Annotated in this window: 22 protein-coding genes and 1 riboswitch; of the genes, 17 read left to right on the top strand and 5 right to left on the bottom strand. The window is 33.9% G+C overall.

Annotation, left to right across the window (positions count from 1 at the left end; all coding sequences use genetic code 11):
• The first annotated feature begins 2 nt into the window (after window positions 1–2).
• From ftcD to NRK67_04855, 4 genes are all read left to right on the top strand, one after another.
• Window positions 3–896, top strand: coding sequence for a glutamate formimidoyltransferase (gene ftcD / locus NRK67_04870; protein UUV17239.1), 894 nt, complete (start codon window positions 3–5; stop codon window positions 894–896).
• A 61-nt stretch (window positions 897–957) separates the two neighbouring features.
• Window positions 958–2220: an imidazolonepropionase gene (gene hutI, locus NRK67_04865; protein ID UUV17238.1), complete on the top strand. Its 1263-nt coding sequence runs from the start codon at window positions 958–960 to the stop codon at window positions 2218–2220.
• 137 nt (window positions 2221–2357) lie between these two features.
• Window positions 2358–3002, top strand: a complete 645-nt coding sequence (locus tag NRK67_04860) for a cyclodeaminase/cyclohydrolase family protein (GenBank protein ID UUV17237.1) — start codon at window positions 2358–2360, stop codon at window positions 3000–3002.
• Between the two features lie 16 nt (window positions 3003–3018).
• Window positions 3019–4050: a M42 family metallopeptidase gene (locus tag NRK67_04855; protein UUV17236.1), complete on the top strand. Its 1032-nt coding sequence runs from the start codon at window positions 3019–3021 to the stop codon at window positions 4048–4050.
• A gap of 146 nt (window positions 4051–4196) precedes the next feature.
• On the opposite strand, the gene NRK67_04850 is transcribed toward NRK67_04855, so the two are convergent.
• From NRK67_04850 to NRK67_04830, 5 genes are all read right to left on the bottom strand, one after another.
• On the bottom strand, window positions 4197–5054 hold the full coding sequence (locus tag NRK67_04850; protein UUV17235.1) for an ATP-binding protein: 858 nt from the start codon (window positions 5052–5054) through the stop codon (window positions 4197–4199).
• Window positions 5051–5896 (bottom strand): ATP-binding protein, encoded by an 846-nt coding sequence (locus tag NRK67_04845; protein UUV17234.1) that lies wholly within the window; start codon window positions 5894–5896, stop codon window positions 5051–5053. Before NRK67_04845 ends, NRK67_04850 begins: the two co-directional genes overlap by 4 nt.
• Window positions 5893–6252: a NifB/NifX family molybdenum-iron cluster-binding protein gene (locus tag NRK67_04840; protein ID UUV17233.1), complete on the bottom strand. Its 360-nt coding sequence runs from the start codon at window positions 6250–6252 to the stop codon at window positions 5893–5895. The genes NRK67_04845 and NRK67_04840 overlap by 4 nt, the downstream gene beginning before the upstream one ends.
• Window positions 6253–6365: 113 nt before the next feature.
• Window positions 6366–6731: a dinitrogenase iron-molybdenum cofactor gene (locus tag NRK67_04835; protein ID UUV17232.1), complete on the bottom strand. Its 366-nt coding sequence runs from the start codon at window positions 6729–6731 to the stop codon at window positions 6366–6368.
• Between the two features lie 32 nt (window positions 6732–6763).
• On the bottom strand, window positions 6764–7042 hold the full coding sequence (locus tag NRK67_04830; protein UUV17231.1) for a DUF134 domain-containing protein: 279 nt from the start codon (window positions 7040–7042) through the stop codon (window positions 6764–6766).
• 158 nt (window positions 7043–7200) lie between these two features.
• Here NRK67_04830 and NRK67_04825 point away from each other — a divergent pair, with 158 nt between their 5' ends.
• From NRK67_04825 to NRK67_04765, 13 genes are all read left to right on the top strand, one after another.
• The gene (locus NRK67_04825; protein UUV17230.1) at window positions 7201–9135 is read left to right on the top strand and encodes a fructose-1,6-bisphosphatase; all 1935 of its coding nucleotides are present in this window, start codon (window positions 7201–7203) and stop codon (window positions 9133–9135) included.
• A gap of 150 nt (window positions 9136–9285) precedes the next feature.
• Complete coding sequence (locus NRK67_04820) at window positions 9286–9906, top strand: CBS domain-containing protein (GenBank protein ID UUV17229.1); 621 nt, start codon at window positions 9286–9288, stop codon at window positions 9904–9906.
• Window positions 9907–9969: 63 nt separating this feature from the next.
• Window positions 9970–10701 carry a kinase/pyrophosphorylase gene (locus NRK67_04815; protein UUV17228.1) on the top strand — a complete coding sequence of 244 codons (732 nt, stop codon included), beginning with the start codon at window positions 9970–9972 and terminating at the stop codon, window positions 10699–10701.
• A 21-nt stretch (window positions 10702–10722) separates the two neighbouring features.
• Window positions 10723–13308 (top strand): pyruvate, phosphate dikinase, encoded by a 2586-nt coding sequence (gene ppdK / locus NRK67_04810; GenBank protein ID UUV17227.1) that lies wholly within the window; start codon window positions 10723–10725, stop codon window positions 13306–13308.
• 49 nt (window positions 13309–13357) lie between these two features.
• Window positions 13358–13460: riboswitch (TPP riboswitch) on the top strand.
• Window positions 13461–13678: 218 nt separating this feature from the next.
• Window positions 13679–14518 carry a hydroxyethylthiazole kinase gene (thiM, locus tag NRK67_04805; protein UUV17226.1) on the top strand — a complete coding sequence of 280 codons (840 nt, stop codon included), beginning with the start codon at window positions 13679–13681 and terminating at the stop codon, window positions 14516–14518.
• Window positions 14505–15170, top strand: a complete 666-nt coding sequence (gene thiE, locus NRK67_04800) for a thiamine phosphate synthase (protein UUV17225.1) — start codon at window positions 14505–14507, stop codon at window positions 15168–15170. Before thiM ends, thiE begins: the two co-directional genes overlap by 14 nt.
• Window positions 15167–15970, top strand: coding sequence for a bifunctional hydroxymethylpyrimidine kinase/phosphomethylpyrimidine kinase (gene thiD, locus NRK67_04795; GenBank protein ID UUV17224.1), 804 nt, complete (start codon window positions 15167–15169; stop codon window positions 15968–15970). Before thiE ends, thiD begins: the two co-directional genes overlap by 4 nt.
• Window positions 15970–16665: a thiaminase II gene (tenA, locus tag NRK67_04790; protein ID UUV17223.1), complete on the top strand. Its 696-nt coding sequence runs from the start codon at window positions 15970–15972 to the stop codon at window positions 16663–16665. The genes thiD and tenA overlap by 1 nt, the downstream gene beginning before the upstream one ends.
• A gap of 71 nt (window positions 16666–16736) precedes the next feature.
• Window positions 16737–17300, top strand: a complete 564-nt coding sequence (locus NRK67_04785; GenBank protein UUV17222.1) for an ECF transporter S component — start codon at window positions 16737–16739, stop codon at window positions 17298–17300.
• Window positions 17293–18825: an energy-coupling factor ABC transporter ATP-binding protein gene (locus tag NRK67_04780; GenBank protein ID UUV17221.1), complete on the top strand. Its 1533-nt coding sequence runs from the start codon at window positions 17293–17295 to the stop codon at window positions 18823–18825. The genes NRK67_04785 and NRK67_04780 overlap by 8 nt, the downstream gene beginning before the upstream one ends.
• Complete coding sequence (locus NRK67_04775; protein ID UUV17220.1) at window positions 18810–19532, top strand: energy-coupling factor transporter transmembrane protein EcfT; 723 nt, start codon at window positions 18810–18812, stop codon at window positions 19530–19532. The genes NRK67_04780 and NRK67_04775 overlap by 16 nt, the downstream gene beginning before the upstream one ends.
• 162 nt (window positions 19533–19694) lie before the next feature.
• Window positions 19695–20846, top strand: coding sequence for a hypothetical protein (locus NRK67_04770; protein ID UUV17219.1), 1152 nt, complete (start codon window positions 19695–19697; stop codon window positions 20844–20846).
• Window positions 20847–20910: 64 nt separating this feature from the next.
• Window positions 20911–22020, top strand: coding sequence for a PfkB family carbohydrate kinase (locus NRK67_04765; GenBank protein UUV17218.1), 1110 nt, complete (start codon window positions 20911–20913; stop codon window positions 22018–22020).
• The last annotated feature ends 15 nt before the right edge of the window (window positions 22021–22035 follow it).

Genomic DNA, 22035 nt, shown 5'->3' with positions numbered 1-22035 from the left:
GTATGTTAGAACAAGTAATACAATGTGTGCCTAATTTTAGTGAGGGAAAAGATTTAGAAAAGATAGAAAAAATAATTGCTCCTTTGAAAAATAGAGAGGGGGTAAAACTCCTCAGCGTAGAACCGGATAAAGATTATAATAGAACAGTTGTAAACATAATCGGGGAACCTTTAAAAGTATTGGAAGCTGTGTACGAAACAATAGGAATTGCAACAGAATTGATAGATTTAAATGTTCATAGGGGAGAACACTCCAGGATGGGAGCTACAGATGTAGTACCTTTTATACCCATTAAAAATATAGATATGGAGGAGTGTATAGAGCTGGCAATAACATTGGGGAAAAGGATAGCTGATGACTATAAGGTCCCGGTATTTTTGTATGAGGAAGCAGCTACCTGCAAGGAAAGAATTAACCTTGCTGCTGTGAGAAAGGGTCAGTTTGAAGGGATGGCAGAAAAAATGAAAGATCCCCAATGGAAACCTGATTTTGGAGAGTGTATGCCTCACAGGACAGCAGGAGTAGTAGGAGTAGGAGCCAGGTTACCTCTAGTAGCTTTTAATATAAACTTAGGAACGACAGATGTAAATATAGCGAAAAATATTGCTAAGGCGATCAGACATTCCAGTGGTGGATTCAGATATATAAAAGCCGGACCGGCAGAATTGAAGGAAAAAGGGATAGTGCAGGTGACTATGAATGTAGTGAACTATAAAAAAACTCCCCTTTACAGGGTCTTTGAAACTGTGAAGATGGAAGCTAAAAGATACGGGGTGCCGGTATTAGGGAGCGAGATCATAGGAAGTGTACCTATGGAAGCTCTTGCTATGAGTATGGAATATTATTTAGGTTTAGATGGCTTTTCAATGGAGAAGATTTTAGAGTCTAATTTATAGGGTAAAATAAAAGAGTTTAATTATAAATTCGGCCGAAGGTCGTATGGGGGGATATATTAAGATGTATGCGGAGTTAATTGTAAAAAATATAGGAAATTTAATTACCCTGGGAGAAGGGGAAAAAGCCAGAGCCGGAAAAGAAATGGGGGAAGTCGAGATAATAAAAGACGGCTATATAGTTATTAAAGACGGGAAATTTTTAGAAACAGGATCAGGAGAATTCGATAAAAAATATATCGGAGAATCAACATTAATAAAGGATGCCATGGGACTGACTGTAACTCCCGGCTTGATAGATCCACATACACACCTGGTTCATGGGGGAAGTCGTGAAAATGAATTTTCTAAAAAATTAGAAGGGGTTCCCTATATGGATATCTTAAATGCCGGAGGTGGGATTTTGAGTACGGTAAATTCCACAAGGCAGGCCAGTTTTGAAGAATTATATAAAAAAGCTAAAAAAAGTCTGGATATTATGTTATCTTTTGGTGTAACCACTGTAGAAGCTAAGAGCGGGTACGGACTAGATATTGAAACTGAATTAAAACAGTTAGAAGTTGTAAAAAAATTAAATAAAGACCACCCTATAGATTTGGTATCAACATACTTAGGGGCTCATGCTCTGCCGCCTGAATATAAGGGGAAGAGGGAAGAATTTATTAGTGAGATAATAGGAGCGCTGCCTATGATCAAAGAGAAGGAATTGGCTGAATTTTGTGATGTTTTCTGTGAAGAGGGAGTTTTTTCAATAGAGGAAACCAGGAAGATATTAAATGCTGCCAAGGATCTTGGATTTAAAGTAAAGATCCATGCAGATGAAATTGTAACCTTAGGGGGAGCAGAATTATCGGCAGAGTTAGGAGCATTTTCTGCTGATCACCTTATGGCTGCCAGTGAAAAAGGGATGGAAGATATGGCTGAAGCTGGAGTGATAGCTGATATTCTCCCTGCAACCTCATTTAATTTAAATAAAGACTATGCACATGCTCGTCAGATGATTGAAAAAGGTGTAGCAGTAGCCCTGTCTACAGATTATAATCCTGGAAGTTCTCCTACAGAGAATTTACAGCTGGCTATGCAGCTGGGATCATTGAAATTGAAGATGACTCCTAAAGAAGTTATTAGTGCAGTTACTGTGAACTCTGCTTATTCGGTGGACAGGGGAAAAGAAATTGGAAGTATTACAAAAGGAAAGAAGGCAGATTTTGTAATTTTTGACACACCAAATTTAGAGTATATAATGTATCACTTTGGGATAAATCACACTAAGGATGTGTATAAAAATGGAATCCAGGTAGTGGCAGATGGGAAAGTAATATATTAGGCATAAAATAGTCCATAAGTTATACAGGTAGAATACGGAGAAAAGATAAAATACAATTAAGAGATCTGAATGGATTTCAAATGTAACTATACATAAAAAAATTATCAATTTCGCCGTAGGCGATAGGGGGGGTAAATATGAGTTATTTAAATATAGAATTAGGAGACTTTATAAATGTGGTGGATTCAGATGCACCGGCACCTGGAGGAGGAAGTGTAGCAGCTCTCTCTTCATCATTGGGGATAGCATTATCTCGTATGATGGCATCACTGGTTATAGACAAGAAAAAATATAGAGAATTTGATGATATGATCAAAGAGGAATTTTTAACAAAACATAGAAGACTTCTGAAAATAAGAAAAAGAGTAGAAATATTAATCGATGAGGATACAAAATCTTTTAATGACCTTATGGGAGCATTTAAACTGCCCAAGGATACCGATGAAAATAAAGCAGTCAGAAGCGAGGAGATACAAAAAGCTACTTTAAAAGCTACAGAAGTTCCCTATGAGATTGCTAAAACTTCTTTAGAAGCTATGGAATTACTGCCGTTTTTCTCTGAATACGGAAACCTAAATGCCGTAACGGACCTGGGTGTAGGAGCTATGCTTTTGGAAACAGGGATCAGAGGAGCTATACTCAACGTAAAGATAAACCTGGGATCTTTAAAAGATCAGGCTAAAGTAGAAAGGTTTAAGAGAAATTATGAAAGGATAGAAGAAGAATCTATAATCCTAAAGGAAGCAATTATGGATTTTGTAAATGAAAAAATTAAGTTATAAAAAAAGGAGAGAGTAGATGAAGTACATTACAAATTATATGGTAGAAAAATTAGTGGAAATATTAAATATCCCCAGCCCTAGTGGTGACACTGAAAAAGGGATAGCAGTATGCAGAGATGAGTTTAAAAAATTAGGAGTAAAAACGGAAATAACTCCCAAGGGAGCATTGAAGGCAACTCTTCCCGGAAAAAAAGAGGATAGCAGGATAATTGCTGCCCATATCGATACCTTAGGTGGGATGGTAAGGGAGATCACATCCAATGGTTTTTTAAAATTAACTCAGATCGGTGGATATGCTTGGAATTCTGTAGATGGAGAATACTGCACTATATCTACTATGGATGGTGAAGAGATCAGAGGAACGATCTTATTTGAAAAATCATCTGTACACAACTATGGAGATGCTCCTAGATCGGATAAGAGAACAGAGGACAATATGGTAGTAAGATTGGACGAACTGGTAGAAAATGCAGAAGATATAAAAAAACTGGGGATAAATGTAGGAGATTTTGTATATTTAGACCCAAGAGTAGAGGTAACAAAATCTGGATTTATTAAGAGTCGTCATCTAGACAATAAAGCCGGAGTAGCAATTATACTAGGAGTTTGCAAATATCTTATGGAAAATGAGATAGTTCCAGAGTATACACTGGAATTCTTTATATCTAACTATGAGGAAGTTGGTCATGGTGCATCAGGAATTGCTACATCATTAACCCAGGAAATATTGGCTATAGATATGGCATCTCCAGGAATCGGTCAGACTTCAAAAGAAAATAAGGTGACTATTTGTGCTAAGGATTCTTCAGGGCCATATGATTTGGAGATGAAAAAACGTCTGGTTAATTTATGCCGTAACGAAGAGATTGATTATGTTATAGATATTTATAAATATTATGGATCAGATGCCAGTGCACTTTTACGTGGTGGAGCACAAATTAAACATGCTCTTGTAGGACCTGGAGTAGATTCATCTCACTCATATGAGAGAACCCATGTAGATGGACTTTTAAATACAGCTAAATTAGTAATTGAATACTGTAAATAAAAAATCAAAGTGATGCTGCATTTAATCAGCAATAAAAAATTATAAAAACCTGAATTATGTCTATTTGGATCCAACGTCACGTTGCTTTCTTAGGTAAATAAAAAACATAAATTTTCGCTGATACGAAAATTTATGTTTTTTTCTTTTTAAACTAAACTGTCTATAAACTTGAAAAAACCGATCTCTTGGAAAAAATCTTTTTCTCCTATGGAAGGAATAGTTTTACTGACGATGGATCTTACTATTTTTGGAGTGAATGGTATTTGTAACCCTACTATTATTTTTTTTTCTAAACAATATTTTTTTATCATCTCACTATGTTGAGGAGAAAGATCAAATTTATTTATAACTACCTGAACCTTCAGGTTAAATTTTTTAGTTAATTCGTAGATTCTTTTTAGATCGTGGAGTCCTGAAAAAGTAGGTTCGGTAACTATTATAACCTGGCTGGCTCCTGTAATAGAACTGATAACATTGCAGGCAATACCAGGGGAACCGTCTACTATAATATTTTTCTTCTTTTTTAAAAGTGCCAGTGCCTTGGCTTTTTTCCTGACTTCAGCCACTAATTTTCCTGAGGTTTCTTCACCGGGAATAAGTTTTGCATGGACAAAATCACCAAAAACTGTATCTGATTCATAGAGTTCACCTACTACTGCGTCTTTCATTGAAATTGCGTTTTGGGGACAGATAAATTCACAGACCCCACAACCCTCGCATTTTGATGAAGTTAATATAATATCTTTGGAGATAGCAGAAAATTTGCAAGATCTCACACACACTCCGCATTGGATGCATTGATCACTATCTATAACAGCTTTTTTTAGTCCTACAAATCTGTTAACAGACTTTATTTGAGGGTTCAATAAAATATTTAGATCTGGAGCATCTACATCACAATCGGCGATAGTTATATCGTTTAAATATGGAATAAGAGAAGCTGTTAAAGTTGTTTTACCGGTTCCTCCCTTACCAGAGATAACTATAATTTCATTTATATTCATAGTGTCCCCCTCCCCTTTGTTATATTTTTATAGATATCATTGAATAAATTTTTGTATTCAGGGAGGGAAATGCTGAATATTTTCCCGTCGGCATAGAGTTCAGCTATCCTTTTATCAAAGGGAATCTCTCCTAAAATTTCTATATTTTCATCTCTGCAGTAATGGTAGATCTCCTCATCCCCCAATCCGGCTTTATTTATAACAAGTCCAAAAGGTATTTTCATTTGACGAAGCATCTCTACAACCATCTTCATATCACTGACTCCAAAAGGTGTAGGTTCAGAAACTATTACAGCATAATCTGCATCTTCTACTGCTGCCACTGTGGCACATGAAGTCCCGGGAGGAGAATCGATAAAAATTATATTTTGATCTGAATCGTTAGATTGTTTTAACTGGTCGATAATCTTCACTCCTGACATCTCGCCGATATTTAAAAGGCCATAAGAAAGTTGTGTATTATATTTTGATCTGCCGCTAAAAATCTGCCCGATCTCACGCTTTTTATATGTGATAGCACCATTTGGACACACTAATTTGCACCCGCCACAGTCATGACAGCTTTCCTTGAAAACGATTACCTGATTTTTTGCAGGAATTACAGCATGATAGTTACAGAAATCTCCGCATCTGCCGCAGAGACTGCAGAGATCCTTATCGATAGACGGATAGAGTGTATATACCGATTCAAAAGCTGAATTTTTCATATCCATAAAAATATGTAAATTTGGTTCCTCCACATCAGAATCTATACTTATAGAGTTTTTTATATTTACAGCAAAATTAGAAGTAACAGTAGTTTTTCCAGTTCCTCCTTTTCCGCTTAATACAGCTATCTTCATAGTCTGGTCAATCCTTTTATTTTTACTATTTCTTTTAATTTACCGACCTTATATGCTTCTAAAACCTCTCCTACACTTTTATAATCCTCCTGGGAAACAGTTTTTATTTCAAAAGCTTCCATAGCTTTTTCAGCTTTAGGACCCAGATGGGGAACTACAGCGACATCTACTCTGTGTTTTGAAAGTAACCTTACCGCTTCTCCCCCTGCACCGCTGGGATCATTTTTAGCTGTATTTTCAATGGTTTCAACTATAGCTGTATCTAAATCTATAATAGTAAAGTTTTCTGCTCTACCAAATCTTTCATCGACTAAACTGTCTAAGCCTGCTTTTTTTGAACATATGGATATTCTCATACCTACCTCCTTATATCTTTTAAAAAAATAGAAAATCAAAATATTTGTCTATCAAAATTTATATTTTTAGGATAAGCCGAAATAAATTCGGCTTATTTTTAATTAATTTTATTTTAGTGGTTGCAGTCATGGTCCCCATGATGATGGCTGCAGGCAGATCCGGTAGATGCCAGCTGACCATCTAAAAATGTATTTAGATTTTCTGTGATACTTCCAGTGGCTCCTAATATAACATCTATATCTTGTACTTTGAACAGGTTTATAGCCATGGCTCCCATTCCACCTGTAATGATAGTAGTAATCTTATGTTCACCTAAAAATCTTGGCAATACACCAGGTTCATGAGGCGGCGGTGTAAGAAATTCTTCCGATGTCACTTTTCCATCCTTAGTATTCAATATTTTAAATTCGCTGCAGTGTCCAAAGTGTTCCTCAACATTTAATCTGTCATTTGTAGGAAATGCAATTTTCAATTCCATAATTTTCTTCCTCCTTGTTTTTTAGCTTATAGTCAATGTTTGTTTTTTATAACTATAGCTTTTTCATTCAAAAAGCTGTCGACAATTTTTTTTCTTCCAGAATTTAATAGTCTTTGGATTGTTCCACGGGAGATCCCCATCAATACACTAGCTTCGATTTGACTCAAACCCTCATAGTCACAAATTCTAATGGCTTCAAATTCATCAGCCTCAATATTGTTTGTTGTAATCTCTTTCATGGTAATACCTCTTGGCTTATATACAATTTCATTTTTTAAAAATCGGCAACACCTTTTCTTTTTACCTCTCATAATCCCCTCCATTTTTGTGCATATGCACATTTAAACTTTAATATATTTTAAAAGATTTGTCAATGGCTTTTATTTAAGTTGCATTTTGGATATAAAGTGAGTAAACTATATTTAAAGACAATTAGTGCACATAAATAAATAATTAGGGCAGGTGTAAAATGGAAAGAAAGTACTATGAATTATTATCGAATAGATATAAAAATATAGGAGAAGTCACTAGTGAAATTATAAATTTAGAAGCTATACTGAATCTTCCTAAGGGAACAGAACATTATCTTACAGATCTTCATGGAGAATACCATGCTTTCAGGCATTTGGTGAAGACAGCTTCGGGAAGTTTAAAAATAAAGGTAGATGAGCTTTTTGGAGATATACTTTCCCTGGAGGAAAAACATAATTTTTCTAAATTGATTTTTTATCCTGAAAAAATACTGGAAGGGTTAAAATTGAATGAATATGAAAAAGCTCACTGGTACAGGGTATCTATAAAGAGAATTTTATCGATATTTAGATTAGTGTCATCTAAATATACCAGATCCAAAGTAAGGAAAGCGCTACCCAATGAATATGCTTATATATTGGAGGAATTTTTGACCCTGAACAGCAAGGACTTTAATAAGGAGGAATATTATTCCCAGATCATATCTACAGTAATAGAGTTAGAAATAGCAGATGACTTTATAATAAAAACTGTTAATCTGATCCAGCAGCTGTCGGTAGATAAACTTCATATTTTAGGAGACATATATGACAGAGGGGCAGATCCCCACAAGATTATGGATAATCTTATAGGGCATCATGACTGTGATATTCAATGGGGTAATCACGATATATTATGGGTAGGAGCATCCAAGGGTCACCTTGCGTGCGTAGCCAACGTACTGAGGATATCTCTCAGGTACAGTAATTTAAAAACTTTGGAGGAGGGATATGGGATAAACTTACTCCCTCTAGGGAGATTTGCTATGGAAACTTATGGTGGGGATCCGTGTAAAGAGTTTTTACCTATAGCCAACAGTGATGAACTGTTTAATGAAAAGGAACAGTATGTACGGGGACAGATGCATAAGGCTATAGCTATTATTCAGTTTAAATTAGAAGCTAAAGTTATTAAGAAAAGGCCGGAATTTAAGATGGAAAACAGGATGCTCTTAGACAAGATAGACCAGACTAAGGGAACGATCACATTAAATGGAAAGGAATATAAGTTAACCAGCAACAATTTTCCTACAATAGATCCGAAAGATCCCTATAAATTAACAGAGAGGGAAGAAGAGGTAATAAAGAAGATAGCTAAATATTTTAAAAAGAGTGACAAGCTGCAAAAACATATTCATTTTTTCTTTTCTAATGGAAATATATACTTGAAATATAACAATCAGCTGATGTTTCATGGTTGCATTCCAATGGATTCGGAAGGAGCCTATAAATGTTTTAACATAGAAGGGGAGGAATACTGCGGTAAGGAACTCATGGATAAATTTGAAAAGCTGGCTCGAAAAGCTTATTTTAAGGGAAATGAAAAAGATTTAGACTGGTTCTGGTATATGTGGACAGGGGAGTATTCACCTCTTTTTGGGAAAGAGGAGATGAAAACTTTTGAAAGGTATTTTATCAAAGAGAAGGAAACTCATAAAGAGATAAAGAACCCATACTATACATTGAGGGAAGATGAAGGAATAATATTAAAACTTATGGATCATTTTGGAGTCTTAAAAGAAAATGGTCATGTTATAAACGGTCATACACCTGTATTGGCTAAAAATGGAGAACTGCCTATAAGGGCAGGGAAAAAATTGTTGGTGATTGACGGGGGGTTATCCAAGGCCTATCAATCAAGTACCGGGACTGCGGGATATACTTTGATCTATAATTCTTATGGATTGAGGTTAGCTTCCCATAAACCGTTTAAAAATATTGAAAAAGCCATTGAAGATGGTCACGAAATAATATCGGTAATACAATTAGTGGACAAGGCAGAGAGGAAAAAAGTTAAAGATACAGAGACAGGAGAGCTTCTCATAAGGAGTTTGAAGGAGTTAAGGGTTCTTTTGAAGATGTATAGAAATGGAAGTTTGATAGGCAGAAATTAGCGTACACTAAAAAAAGAAAAAAATTAACAAAAAAAGGTCAAAAATTAATAAAAAAGGTTGACTTTTACCCTGTAAAAGATTATTATATGATCAAAGATAGGTTGATAAAATAATTACAAGGTATTTGTGAACACTAAAAAAGGAGAATTTATGAATTTATCTGAAAGACAATATAGAATAATAGAAATTATTAGAATGAATGGTTCAATTACAGGAGAAAAAATAGCAAAGATCTTAGGAGTAACAAGATCAGCTCTGAGAACGGACTTTTCCTTTTTAATAAAATCAGAGATTATAAAATCTAAAACTAAGGTAGGATACAGTTTGAATCCTCAAAAACCTAAAAAAATAGATAGTTCTTCATTGAAAGATATAAATGTAACAGAATTTATAGGAGAAGCTTTGATCCTCTCGGAGAAAAACTCTATCCATGATGGAATAGTAGAAATTTTTACAAGGGATTCAGGGACAATCTATATAACCAATGGAGATTTACTTTCTGGTGTGGTTTCTAGAAAAGATCTACTTAAAGCAGCTATAGGAGGGATGGATCTTTCGTCTCTGCCAATCAGCTTGATAATGAGCAGAATGCCGAATATACACTTTTGTACTACAGATGCTACATTGTTTGAAGCTGCTGAAATAATTGTAAAAAAAGAGGTAGATTCCCTGCCGATAGTTGAGTATTCTAAAGAATTAAATGGATATAAAATTGTAGGGAAGATTTCGAAAACGGATCTAAGTAAGGTTTTGTTTGAGACTTTATTATAGTTGATGTAGGTAGCAGGAGGGATTTCTATTATTGATATATATTTTATTAAAGATGACGCTATAGTGGACTCAGAAGTCATCTTAAAAGTAATTAAAGATGAATTGAATCGGGAAGATTTTAAACTGATCCAGATAACCCAGAAAGAATTTGAAAAATTAGAAGTTATAAATTCTCAAAATTTAGTTTTTTACAGTTTAAAAGATAAAAAACAACTCCGGAAACTGGAAAAATTTTGTATAGAAAAAGATATAACACATTTTGATACTTTTAAAATTTTAAAATATGGATTTAAAAAATTATTTAAAAAATCCAAAGCAAATTCATTTAAGAAGATGGATGAAAAGTATTTTAAACGTATCGAGGCTATGGAATTTGCAGTAAAGTATGATGATGGAAAGATAAGCCGGGGAATATTAGAAGCGGATCTTCTGATTGTAGGTTTATCCAGGACATCTAAAACTCCGTTGTCAATCTATTTAGCCAATAAAAGTGGATTAAAGATAATAAATATACCACTGGTTCCGGAAGTACCTATTCCAAAAGAGATCTTTGAGGCAACTCAGGTAATTGGGTTGACCATATCTATAGATAAGTTAAACAAGATAAGAGAAGAAAGATTAAAAACAATGAAAGCAGAGGAGAGGGCATCCAGCTACGCATCCTTTGGAAGAATATTGGAAGAATTGGATTATTCAGATAGGATAATGAAAAAATTACGGTGTCCAGTAATAGATGTATCGGAAAAAGCCATTGAAGAAACGGCAGAGATCATCTTAAAATTAATAAAAGCATAAATACTCAAGGAGGATTAACTCATGAAAAAATTTATTTATTCCTTTAACGATGGTGGAAAGGAAATGAAGTCACTATTAGGAGGAAAAGGTGCAAACCTTTCTGAGATGACTAAATTAGGATTACCAATTCCACAAGGATTTGTTATAACGACAGAAGCTTGTATGAAATACTATGAAGAGCAAAAAAAGGTATGGAAGGGCTTAAAGAAAGATATAGAGCAAAACTTAAAGAACTTAGAGGCCGTGACAGATAAAAAATTTGGAGGAGATAATCCACTTTTTGTTTCAGTGAGATCTGGTGCTGCCATATCTATGCCTGGAATGATGGATACAATCTTAAACTTAGGTTTAAATGACAAAACATATAAGTTACTTGCAACGCAAACAGGAAATGAAGAGTTTGCATTTAATAGTTATAAAAGATTTATACAAATGTTTTCGGAGGTAGTATATGGAATTGAAAAGTACAAGTATGATTTACTTGAAAAAGAACTTGAGAAGAATGGAACTAAAAAAGAAACTTATATTAAAGAATATAAAAAACTCTTCAAATCAGAAGTAAACTTTAAGTTTCCAGAAGATCCAATGGACCAGCTGTTAGCAGCAATCGAAGCAGTATTTAGCTCTTGGAACAATCCTAGAGCTATCTACTACCGTAATTTAAATAATATCCCACATGATATTGGAACAGGAGTTACAGTTCAATCTATGGTATTTGGTAATATGGGAGATACTTCAGGTACAGGAGTAGTATTTACTAGAAATCCATCTTGTGGTGAAAATAAATTGTTTGGTGAATTTTTAATCGATGCTCAGGGAGAAGATGTAGTAGCAGGGATAAGAACCCCTAAAAAGATAGAAGAATTAGAAAGTGTAATGCCTGAAACTTATACAGAATTAATAAATCTATGTGCTCTTTTAGAGGATCACTATAAGGATATGCAGGATATAGAGTTTACTATTGAAAATCATAAATTATATATCCTTCAGACAAGAAATGGTAAAAGAACTGCAAATGCGGCTATAAAAGTAGCTACAGATTTAGTTAATGAAGGTATAATAACTAAGGAAAAAGCTATAATGATGATAGAACCTGAGATGATCTCACAGCTGCTGCATCCAACATTTTCAGAAGAAGAGTTATCAAATTCAGAAGTTTTAGTGACTGGATTAGCTGCATCACCAGGTGCCGCAACAGGAAAAGTATACTTTAGTTCGGAAAAAATAAAGGAAAATAATGGTGGAATCTTAGTAAGGTTAGAAACTTCCCCAGAAGATATTGAAGGAATGAATATAGCAGATGGAATATTAACTGTTCGTGGAGGGATGACTTCCCATGCAGCAGTAGTTGCCCGTGGAATGGGTAGATGCTGTATCTGTGGATGCGGATCACTTGACTTAGATGAAGAAAAAAGAGAATTTAAAGTAGGAAATATCACGGTCTCTGAGGGAGAATGTATATCATTAAATGGAAGTACAGGAAATGTATACTTAGGTGAGCTTAATAAAAGTGACTCTGGATTAACAGATGAATTTAAGATGATACTTGATTGGTCTAGTGAAATTGGAGCAATGAAGGTTTTGGCAAATGCTGATACACCTTTAGATGCCAAAGTTGCTTATGACTTTGGAGCAAATGGAATAGGTCTTTGTAGAACTGAACATATGTTTTTCGAGGAAAAAAAGATAAATCATGTTAGAGAGATGATCTTAGCTGAAAATAGTCACGAAAGAAAGATAGCTTTAGAGAGTATTTTACCACTTCAAAGACTTGATTTTAAAGGAATATTTGAAGCAATGAAAGGGAATTCTGTAACAGTAAGACTAATCGATCCTCCACTACATGAGTTCTTACCAAGAGAGAAAGAAGAGAAATTAAAGTTAACTCAATCTATGGGAATTACCATGGAAGAGATAGAGAATAGAATGTTAAAGTTAGAGGAATTAAATCCTATGCTGGGTCATCGTGGATGCAGATTAGGGATAACTTATCCTGAGATCTATGAGATGCAGTCTAGAGCAATCATTGAAGCTGCTATAGAAGTTAAAAAATCTGGAATCGATGTGAAACCTGAGATAATGATTCCATTGGTAGGAAAAGTAGAAGAACTTGGATACTTAAGAGAAAGATTAGTAGCAATAGTAGATGAAGTAATTGAAAATTCAGATATAGAGTTAGAGTATAAGATAGGAACGATGATAGAAGTTCCAAGAGCATGTGTTACAGCTGGTGAGATTGCAGAAAAAGCGGATTTCTTTAGTTTTGGAACTAATGACCTGACTCAAATAACTTTTGGATATTCAAGAGACGATGCAGGAAAGTTTATCTCTGATTACAGGGAAAAAAATATCTTAGAAGCAGATCCATTTGAAACTATAGATATAAAAGGTGTAGGAAAATTAATGGAAATGGCAGCAAACCTAGGTAGAGGGGCAAAGAAAGGCCTTAAAATAGGTGTATGCGGAGAACACGGAGGAGATCCAAAGAGTATTGAATTTTTCCACTCAATTGGTCTGGCTTATGTAAGTTGTTCACCATATAGAATTCCTATTGCCAAATTAGCAGTAGCGCAGAACACTATAAAAGGAAGAAACTATTCTTTTTAAAAGATAAAAATGAAATTTATTTGCCATTTAGATATATTTGTGATAGATTATAGAAAAGCAAGGGAGCTGTAATGGCTGAGAGGAGACAAGATAGTCTCGACCTTTAACCTGATCTAGGTAATTCTAGCGTAGGAAGTGATAAAATAATATTTTATTGTTTAAAGATGCCTTTGTTTAAGGCATCTTTTTTTTGTAGTTTGGGAGATTATACCTGTAAGGGTACCACCAAAATGCTAGTAGTTCACTTTGTAAACATAGAATTTTGCGATAAGGTTTATGGAGTAAATAAAAAATTATAAAGATCTAGATTATGCCTGTTTGGATGCAACATCATGTTGCTTTTAGTTTTATAAAGAGATTTGGAGGAAAAATGGAAGGAATTATACAGATAAAAAATGAACTGAAAAAAGTAAAGAAAAATATAGAGAAGAACAGACCCCTAGTACATAATATTACAAACTATGTAACGGTAAATGATTGTGCTAATATTCAATTAGCTTTTGGTGGAAGTCCCATCATGGCAGACAGTATTTTAGAGGTAGAAGAGGTTGTATCAGTATGCAGCTCTCTAGTAATAAATATAGGAACGATAAATGAAAGGACTATAGAATCAATGATAAGAGCTGGAGAAATGGCTAATATTAAAGAAATACCAGTAATTTTAGATCCTGTGGGTTATGGATTTACTAAGTTAAGAACTGATGGGGTAGATGAGATATTATCCAAGGTTAAGGTATCGGTAATCAAAGGAAACATCAGTGAGATTAAGGGATTGCTAAAGGGAAACAATGATATCAATGGAGTGGATGTGAGCACTGCCGATAAAGAGTTAACTAAGAAAGATATCTTTGAAATAGCTAAAAAAGTATCAAAAGTACATAATTGTGTTGTTGCTGTAACATCAAAAGTTGATGTGGTAACAGATGGTGAAAGAGTTGTTTATTTATCCAATGGAAATCATATAATGTCTGATATTACAGGAACAGGTTGTATGATCGGTGCATTATTAGGAGTGAGCCTTGGAGGAAATAAAGAAAATATATTTATGGGAACAGCCTATGGAGTTGGAATGATGGGTGTTTGTGGAGAAATAGCTGCAAACTCTTTAGAAAAAAGAGAATTGAGTAGATTAAAAAATAATATATTGGATAAGGTTGGTTCTATAAAATTTGAAGAATTTATGGAAGTGTTGAATTATGAACATAACTAGAATAAAAGAAAGAGATCTTCTTCTCTATGGTGTTATTTCTAAAGGAGAACTATCTTGGGAAGAATACTTGCAAAAGATTGAACAATCTATAGATTCTGGAGTAACAATAATTCAACTGAGGGAAAAAAAGATGGATACTGACAGTTTTATTGAGCTGGGAAAAAAAGTAAAAAAAATAACAGATAGAAGGGGAATAAAATTAATTATCAACGACAATATAGAAGTCTGCAAAGAGATAGATTGCGAGGGAGTGCATATAGGTCAGGGAGATATTTCACCGATAGAGGCTAGAAAGATTTTGGGTGAAGATAAAATCATAGGTTTATCGATTCAAACAAGGAAACATCTAGATGAGAGTATAGACAGTGATATTGATTATTATGGGGTAGGAGCGGTGTTTTCAACTACAACAAAACTTGATGCAGACAATGTTTCATATTCTGATTTAAAGGCATTATCTTTAGGTTCTAAAATTCCTATGGTGGCTATAGGAGGGATAAATAAATCAAATATATTAAAATTAGAAGGTACAGGAATAGCAGGGGTAGCAATTGTATCAGCTATATACGGGGTAGAAGACACATACAAAGAGTCGAAGACACTCTTTAATTTAGCGAAAAAATTTTTTTTAAAGGTGGAGGGAAAGAGATGAATACAGTATTAACTATAGCAGGAAGTGATTCTAGTGGAGGAGCTGGAATACAAGCAGATTTAAAAACTTTTACAATGCATAATACCTTTGGAATGAGTGTGATTACAGCAATTACAGCACAAAATACAACTGGGGTAAGATCTATTCAAAATATAGATAAAGAAATAATAGAAGATCAAATAGATGCAGTATTTGAAGATATATGTCCTATGGCAGTAAAAATAGGGATGGTATCCAATACAGAGATAATAAAAGTAATATCAAAAAAATTGAGGAACTACAATGCTCAAAATATAGTTTTAGATACTGTAATGGTGTCAACAAGTGGTCATACACTCTTAGAAAAAGAAGCTAGGGAAACCCTTATAGACGAATTATTGCCACTTGCTTCAATTATTACTCCAAATCTTCCGGAAGCAGAGATATTATGCGGGTTTGAGATAGCTAATGAAGATGAGATGAAAAAAGCATGTCAGGAGATATCTAGTTATTATAAAGGCTATATCCTAATTAAAGGTGGACATCTTGAAACCAGTAAAAAAGCAATTGATATCCTTTATAAAGATGGGAAATATGAGATTTTTGAAAATGATTTTATAGATAATAAAAATACTCATGGTACAGGATGTACACTTTCTAGTGCTATTGCTGCTAACTTAGCTCTAGGAGACAGTGTAGAAGAATCAGTAAAGAGAGCAAAAAACTATGTATACAGTGCAATTTCAAGTAAGATAGATCTTGGGAAGGGGAAAGGTCCTATTGATCATATGTATAAATTTAACTCAGGAGGGAAAAACTAATGTCAGTATCTAACATAGAGCAAGAAAAAACATTACTAGAAGAATTAAAAGAGGCGTGTAAGGATGTATGGCATGAGTATACCCATCCGGAATTTATAGATCAGCTTCAAGATGGAACATTAGATATAGAAAAGTTTAGATACTATTTAAAACAAGATTATTTATATTTACTGCACTATGTAAGATGTTTTGCATTGATGGCGTTTAAAGGGGAAACCTTAGAAGAGATACAGTTTGCTCTAGAGGGTACACTATGGATAACAGAGGGAGAACTAGAACTACATAATCAATATAAAGAGTGGGGGATAGAGAAACACGAATTGGAAAGTTCTGAGGAGTCTATAGAGTGTATCGCTTATACGAGATATATGAAAGATATTGGAGTGAGTGGTGACTACTTAGATCTAATGATTGCCATAGCTTCTTGTTACATTGGTTATGGAGAGATAGGACAAAGGTTACTGGCAGATGAAAAAACAGTGTTAGAAGGCAATCCATATAAAGAATGGATCCATATGTATGGAGGAGAAGGTTATCAGTCTTCTACAGTTGAATTTGTAGAAAAATTAAATAACTATGGTAAGAATATCAGTAAGAAAAAATTAGAAAAATTAAAAGTTATATTTAGGGAAGTAACCAGATTAGAGGTAGCTTTTTGGGATATGGGGATGAGAGGAGATAAAAAGATAAAATAGGGTAGATAAAGTTAAAGAATTTATTACTAAAAGATTGGGAGGGGAGTAAAATAATAAAGAATAAGCTAAATATGAGAGAGATAGTAGTCATGGCGGTGCTATCAATGGCATATGCAGTTATTTATATTGGTGGTGTAGGAGCTTGGGGAATATTTAACGCAATATTTGGGCCTATTGGAACAGATATAATATATGGTATATGGTTCATGTCAGCAGTAACCAGTATGTATATAATTAGAAAACCAGGGTGCGCATTTCTTGGTGAGATGATGGCAGCAATGTCAGAAGTGTTGCTGGGAACACCAGTGGGAGTAACAATGTTAATAGGAGCGGCAATCCAAGGGGCCTCCAGTGAATTAGTGTTTACAATAACAGGCTATAAGAAATACAATACATTTGTTTTGGTTTTAGCTGGGATATTCCCAAGTTTAGGGACATTTTCATATTCATATGTTATGTATGGTTTTTCTCACTTACCGATAAAGATGGTTGCGATGATGTTAATAATCAGAGTAATTTCTGGTGGTTTGATAGGAGGATATGGCGGTAAGATGGTCGCTGATACCCTGGCATCAACAGGTAGTCTAAATACGTTTTCATTGGGAAGAGAAAGGAGGATAAGGTTTAATGGCTAGGATAGAATTAATAAATTTTAGTTTGAAATATTACGGGCACAAGAAGGAAACACTTTCAAATATCAATTTAAGTTTTAATACTGATGAAAAGATACTTCTTCTATCACCTAGTGGATATGGCAAGAGCAGCCTTCTGCTTTGTTTTCTTGGGATTATTCAAAGAAATAATCTAGGGGAAACAAAGGGTGAGATTACTATTGATGGCATAAATATAGAGGAGATGTCCCCTATAGAGATAGCTCATAATTTTGGAATAGTTTTTCAGGATCCAGAAAATCAATTTTGTACAATGTATCCGGAAGATGAGATAGCTTTTTCACTGGAAAATTTTTGTACTCCTTCACAGGAGATAGGGGTAAAGATAGAAGAAGTGTTAAAACAGGTAAAGATAGGTCATAAAAAAAGAGAGATGTTATCAAATCTCTCAGGAGGAGAGCAGCAAAAAGTTGCCATAGGGTCTTCATTGGCAGTTGAAAGTAAGATGCTATTGTTAGATGAACCTACAGCAAATTTAGATACCTTAGGAAGGTGTGAGATAAATCAATTGATCACATCTCTTGATATTGGATACCTTCTTGTAGAGCATAATTTTGAGGAATGGTTAGATACAATAACAAGGGCGATTATTATAGATAAAAATGGAACTATAAGAGTCGACAGCAGTGGAGAGAATTTTTTAGAAAAAAATAGAGAGGTCTTGATAGAGCTTGGTTTGTCCAAGAAGGTAGAAGAGGATAAAAGTGTCTATAATGAGAGTATGTTTTCTAATAAAAGCGAGAAACTTTTAGAGATAAAGAATTTGAATTTTAAATATGCAGAAAAAAACATATTAAACAATATTTCCTTTGATGTGAATTCAGGTGAAATTATAGCACTACTAGGGAAAAATGGGGCCGGGAAAACTACTCTATCTAAAATTTTAGGTGGAATGGAGACGAAATTTAATGGTGAAGTATCTTACAGGGGTAAAAATATTAAAAAAATATCAAAAGAGAAACTATATAGTGAACTAACTTATGTTTTTCAAAATCCTGAACACCAATTTATAAAAGATTCTGTAAGGGATGAGGTAGAACTCTTTAAGGAGATTCACGGAGAAGAGATCTGTGTAGATACTATTTTAGATAAGTATAATTTAGAAGGGGTAAAAAATGAAAATCCTTTTACCCTCTCTGGTGGCCAGAAAAGAAGACTTTCAGTGGCAATAATGTTATCAAAAAAGCATAATGTATTAATCTTAGATGAACCAACTTTTGGATTGGATTATTTTAATACTAGAGAATTGATGACACAAATAAAAGGGCTAGCTAAAAAAGGTATGGGAATAATTATAATTACCCATAATATGGAGATAGTAAAGGAATATGCAACGAAAGCATTGATTTTAAAAGAGGGAGAAAATTCATATTTTGGACCAATAAAAGAGTTGTTTGAAAATAGAGAATTTTTAGAAAAAGCAAAAATTATAGGAAAAAACACAAAACTTTGGAATAATAGGGAAGTGAAAAGATGTTTAGAGAGATAAATCCAATAATAAAATTAGGATGTAACCTATTGGGGGTAATCTTATCTTTTTTAGTGTTTACAGTAGGGGGGCTTTTTCTTATCTTAGGGTTTACGTTTATAATAGCTTTGATTGAAAAGAACCTCACCAAAAAAAGTTTATTAAAAATATCTCCGTTATTGTTATTTGGAGTTGGAATATTTATAACTAATTTATTATGGGGAAGTGGGAATTTTAATGATAGTTTCTCATATGGAAATTTTATCTTAGGTCTAAAACTCTTTTTAAGAGTAGCTATAATTGGAACATTAGCAATGAGTTTTTTATTTAATATAGACCCAAATAGGATGTTGATGAGCCTTATGCAGAATTTAAGGCTGAATCCAGGGTTAGCTTATGGTGTTATGGTAGCTTTCAGGTTCTTTCCAATGATGGAAAATGATATGAATATGATAAAAAATGCAAGGGATATTAGGCTTGGAGGAAGAAAAAAAACTTTTAAAGAGAAGATTACTCTCCCTATACCTCTCCTTGCTACAAATATCAGGAGAGCGGAAAGAGTTGCAATTGCCATGGAAGGGAGAGGTTTTGACAGGTTTAATAAAAGAACACACTATAAAAGTATACCTTTAAAATTTATTGACTTTATCTACCTTATGGCAATATCAGGGATATTTATCCTGGTATATTTTTACGGGCATGGAAATGGGAATTGGTTAGGTTATTAAAGGTATAATATATATATATTAGGAGAAAAGAGTCGATAAAAAAGGTGATTTCTATATTAAATAGGGGTCATTTTTTTATTTAGGTGCAGTGTCACATTGCTTTTTTTATGAATAAAGGGAATGTTTTGGTATACTATAAAAAAGAGCAATTAGGAGGTAGTAATGAAAAAGAATAAGTTGGTATTTATATTGTTGTTAGGGTTGATCCTTATGGGATGTAGTAATGTGGAGGAGAGGATAAATAATAAAGCGGTTTCTGAGATAGATAGGGGAAACTATATAAAAGCGTCTTATTTATTAAATGATGCTATAAAGATAAACCCTAATTATCTTGACGGGATGGTAAATTATAGAAATGTCTATCCGCGAGCACTGGATCAGGCAGTTGAAAAGATAGGTGAGTATCAAAAAGTATCGGACTATAAATTAGAAGCTTATGCCTATGAAGATCTGTTAAAATTAAAAAATAATTACTATTATGCAGATGACCTTGTTCATCAAAAATTAGGGCTGAGTCTGGAGATACCAACAATTGAGGAACTATATAAATTAAAGAGCACAATGGGTGAAGTATACTATAGTGCAGGAAATGAGTTGGAAGAGAGAAAGTTAAACAGGGGAGAAAAAAGAGAAAAGTATTTTCTCTATGAAAGAGGTGTAGAGTTATCCCCGAAGTATAAAGATATTGTAGATCGTCGTGAAAAAGCTTATAAAGAAGCTTTAGTTAAAGCCATGATTGAATTTTCTAAAAATACTCCTAGTCTCTATAGGAATAATTTAGAGAGTCAGGTAAAGGGGAATATTGCTAAAGGTAAAAAGAGAGATCTTATAAGGATAGTCTCTCTAGATGAGAAAAGGTTTATAAATGCATGGGAAAATGATAAAGCTGATCACCTTATAAATACAGGGGTAAAAATAAACTTAAATTATATAACCTCAACTCCTGAATCTATAAAAAGATCTGTAACACCTCTAACCTGGTCGGAACAATATGTGGCTAATACTAAAAATGGACCTGTAGTAAAAAATATTAAGAAGACATATTTTAAACATGATTTTTATAAGTCAGCAGATGTAAAAGTAAGTTTTACGTATATCATGAAAGATATTCCCAGTGGAGAAATCATAGGATCGGGAACTTTTGACGGGGTAGGAGAGGACAGCTATAGATGGTCTACTTTTTCGGGGAATCTTCCAAAGGGTCAGGGAAGGGGAGCCTATGTAAGAAAACTAAAATCTAAAAAAGAACTGACAGAGATGGCATTGGCAGATGCAGTATCTAAGATGTCACAGGATATATCAGATAAAATATAGTTGACAAAAATATATAAGTGTATTAAACTAATGTTAAGAAATAAACATTAATTAAGGAGTGGTCATGACTAATAGGGAAAGGGAAGTTTTAAAACTAATTGAAAGCAACCCCATGATCTCCCAAGAGGAGATAGCAAATATCCTTGAAATTACAAGGTCTTCTGTAGCCGTTCATATAAGTAACCTTATGAAAAAAGGTGTGATTATGGGGAAGGGATATGTTTTATCTAAGGAGGAATCTTATATTTGTGTGGTTGGGGGATCAAATATTGATATCCAGGGATATCCCAAAGATTCACTTATTTTAGGTGATTCCAATCCAGGAAGTGTAAAAACATCTTTAGGTGGTGTAGGAAGAAATATTGCAGAAAATCTTACAAGGTTAGGGGTAAAAACCAAGTTTTTAAGTGTTGTAGGAGATGATGAGAATGGAAAAAGAATTCTTACTCATGCTAAATCAATAGATCTTCATATGGAAAACACCTTGGTGGTAAAGGGAGAAAGCACTTCCACCTACCTCTGTGTATTGGATGAGAAAAGAGATATGAATGTAGCTATATCTTATATGGATATCTTAAAAAATATGGATATAGACTATATAAAAAAGAATGACTATATCATTAAAAATTCAAAATTCTGTATTATAGATGCGAATCTTCCGGAAATTTTGGAGTATCTGGTAACTACCTATGATGTACCATTTATTTTAGATACGGTATCTGCAAGTAAAGCAAAAAAAATAAAGGACTTGGTGGGTCATTTTCATACTATAAAACCCAATAAGATGGAAGCTGAAGTTCTGTCTGGAATACCTATAAAGAATGAAGCAGATCTTAAAAAAGCAGGCCAATATTTTGTAGACAAAGGGGTAAAGAATGTCTTTATTACCCTGGGAGCAGATGGTGTATACTATAAAACCCCAAATATAGAGGGGATCATAGTTCCTCCTACAATGGAGATGGTAGGAGCCACAGGAGCAGGAGATGCTTTTGTAGCAGGATTAACTTACGGGTTGTTTAATAATAAAGATATAGAGGAAGAGATAAGGTTTGCTATTGGAGCATCGATCTTGGCTATATCTTCTGAAGAGACAATAAATCCAAATATGACATCTAGTCTGGTAAAGAAAACAATAGAAAAATTAAATTTTGAAAATAATAAAATAATTTTATAATAAAAGGAGTATATT

It is taken from the genome of Fusobacteria bacterium ZRK30, assembly GCA_024628785.1.
GTDB lineage: Bacteria > Fusobacteriota > Fusobacteriia > Fusobacteriales > Fusobacteriaceae > Psychrilyobacter.
This window is presented reverse-complemented; position numbering and strand designations above follow the sequence as displayed.

What these genes read in the sequence shown, in the direction of transcription:
- thiE (UUV17225.1), top strand. Translation starts at nt 14,505, where the DNA reads ATGAACATAACTAGAATAAAAGAAAGAGATCTTCTTCTCTATGGTGTT.
- NRK67_04825 (UUV17230.1), top strand. Translation starts at nt 7,201, where the DNA reads ATGGAAAGAAAGTACTATGAATTATTATCGAATAGATATAAAAATATA.
- tenA (UUV17223.1), top strand. Translation starts at nt 15,970, where the DNA reads ATGTCAGTATCTAACATAGAGCAAGAAAAAACATTACTAGAAGAATTA.
- thiD (UUV17224.1), top strand. Translation starts at nt 15,167, where the DNA reads ATGAATACAGTATTAACTATAGCAGGAAGTGATTCTAGTGGAGGAGCT.
- NRK67_04770 (UUV17219.1), top strand. Translation starts at nt 19,695, where the DNA reads ATGAAAAAGAATAAGTTGGTATTTATATTGTTGTTAGGGTTGATCCTT.
- NRK67_04855 (UUV17236.1), top strand. Translation starts at nt 3,019, where the DNA reads ATGAAGTACATTACAAATTATATGGTAGAAAAATTAGTGGAAATATTA.
- NRK67_04765 (UUV17218.1), top strand. Translation starts at nt 20,911, where the DNA reads ATGACTAATAGGGAAAGGGAAGTTTTAAAACTAATTGAAAGCAACCCC.
- ppdK (UUV17227.1), top strand. Translation starts at nt 10,723, where the DNA reads ATGAAAAAATTTATTTATTCCTTTAACGATGGTGGAAAGGAAATGAAG.
- hutI (UUV17238.1), top strand. Translation starts at nt 958, where the DNA reads ATGTATGCGGAGTTAATTGTAAAAAATATAGGAAATTTAATTACCCTG.
- NRK67_04840 (UUV17233.1), bottom strand. Translation starts at nt 6,252, where the DNA reads ATGAGAATATCCATATGTTCAAAAAAAGCAGGCTTAGACAGTTTAGTC.
- NRK67_04785 (UUV17222.1), top strand. Translation starts at nt 16,737, where the DNA reads ATGAGAGAGATAGTAGTCATGGCGGTGCTATCAATGGCATATGCAGTT.
- NRK67_04860 (UUV17237.1), top strand. Translation starts at nt 2,358, where the DNA reads ATGAGTTATTTAAATATAGAATTAGGAGACTTTATAAATGTGGTGGAT.
- NRK67_04845 (UUV17234.1), bottom strand. Translation starts at nt 5,896, where the DNA reads ATGAAGATAGCTGTATTAAGCGGAAAAGGAGGAACTGGAAAAACTACT.
- NRK67_04820 (UUV17229.1), top strand. Translation starts at nt 9,286, where the DNA reads ATGAATTTATCTGAAAGACAATATAGAATAATAGAAATTATTAGAATG.
- NRK67_04775 (UUV17220.1), top strand. Translation starts at nt 18,810, where the DNA reads ATGTTTAGAGAGATAAATCCAATAATAAAATTAGGATGTAACCTATTG.
- NRK67_04850 (UUV17235.1), bottom strand. Translation starts at nt 5,054, where the DNA reads ATGAATATAAATGAAATTATAGTTATCTCTGGTAAGGGAGGAACCGGT.
- NRK67_04780 (UUV17221.1), top strand. Translation starts at nt 17,293, where the DNA reads ATGGCTAGGATAGAATTAATAAATTTTAGTTTGAAATATTACGGGCAC.
- thiM (UUV17226.1), top strand. Translation starts at nt 13,679, where the DNA reads ATGGAAGGAATTATACAGATAAAAAATGAACTGAAAAAAGTAAAGAAA.
- ftcD (UUV17239.1), top strand. Translation starts at nt 3, where the DNA reads ATGTTAGAACAAGTAATACAATGTGTGCCTAATTTTAGTGAGGGAAAA.
- NRK67_04835 (UUV17232.1), bottom strand. Translation starts at nt 6,731, where the DNA reads ATGGAATTGAAAATTGCATTTCCTACAAATGACAGATTAAATGTTGAG.
- NRK67_04830 (UUV17231.1), bottom strand. Translation starts at nt 7,042, where the DNA reads ATGAGAGGTAAAAAGAAAAGGTGTTGCCGATTTTTAAAAAATGAAATT.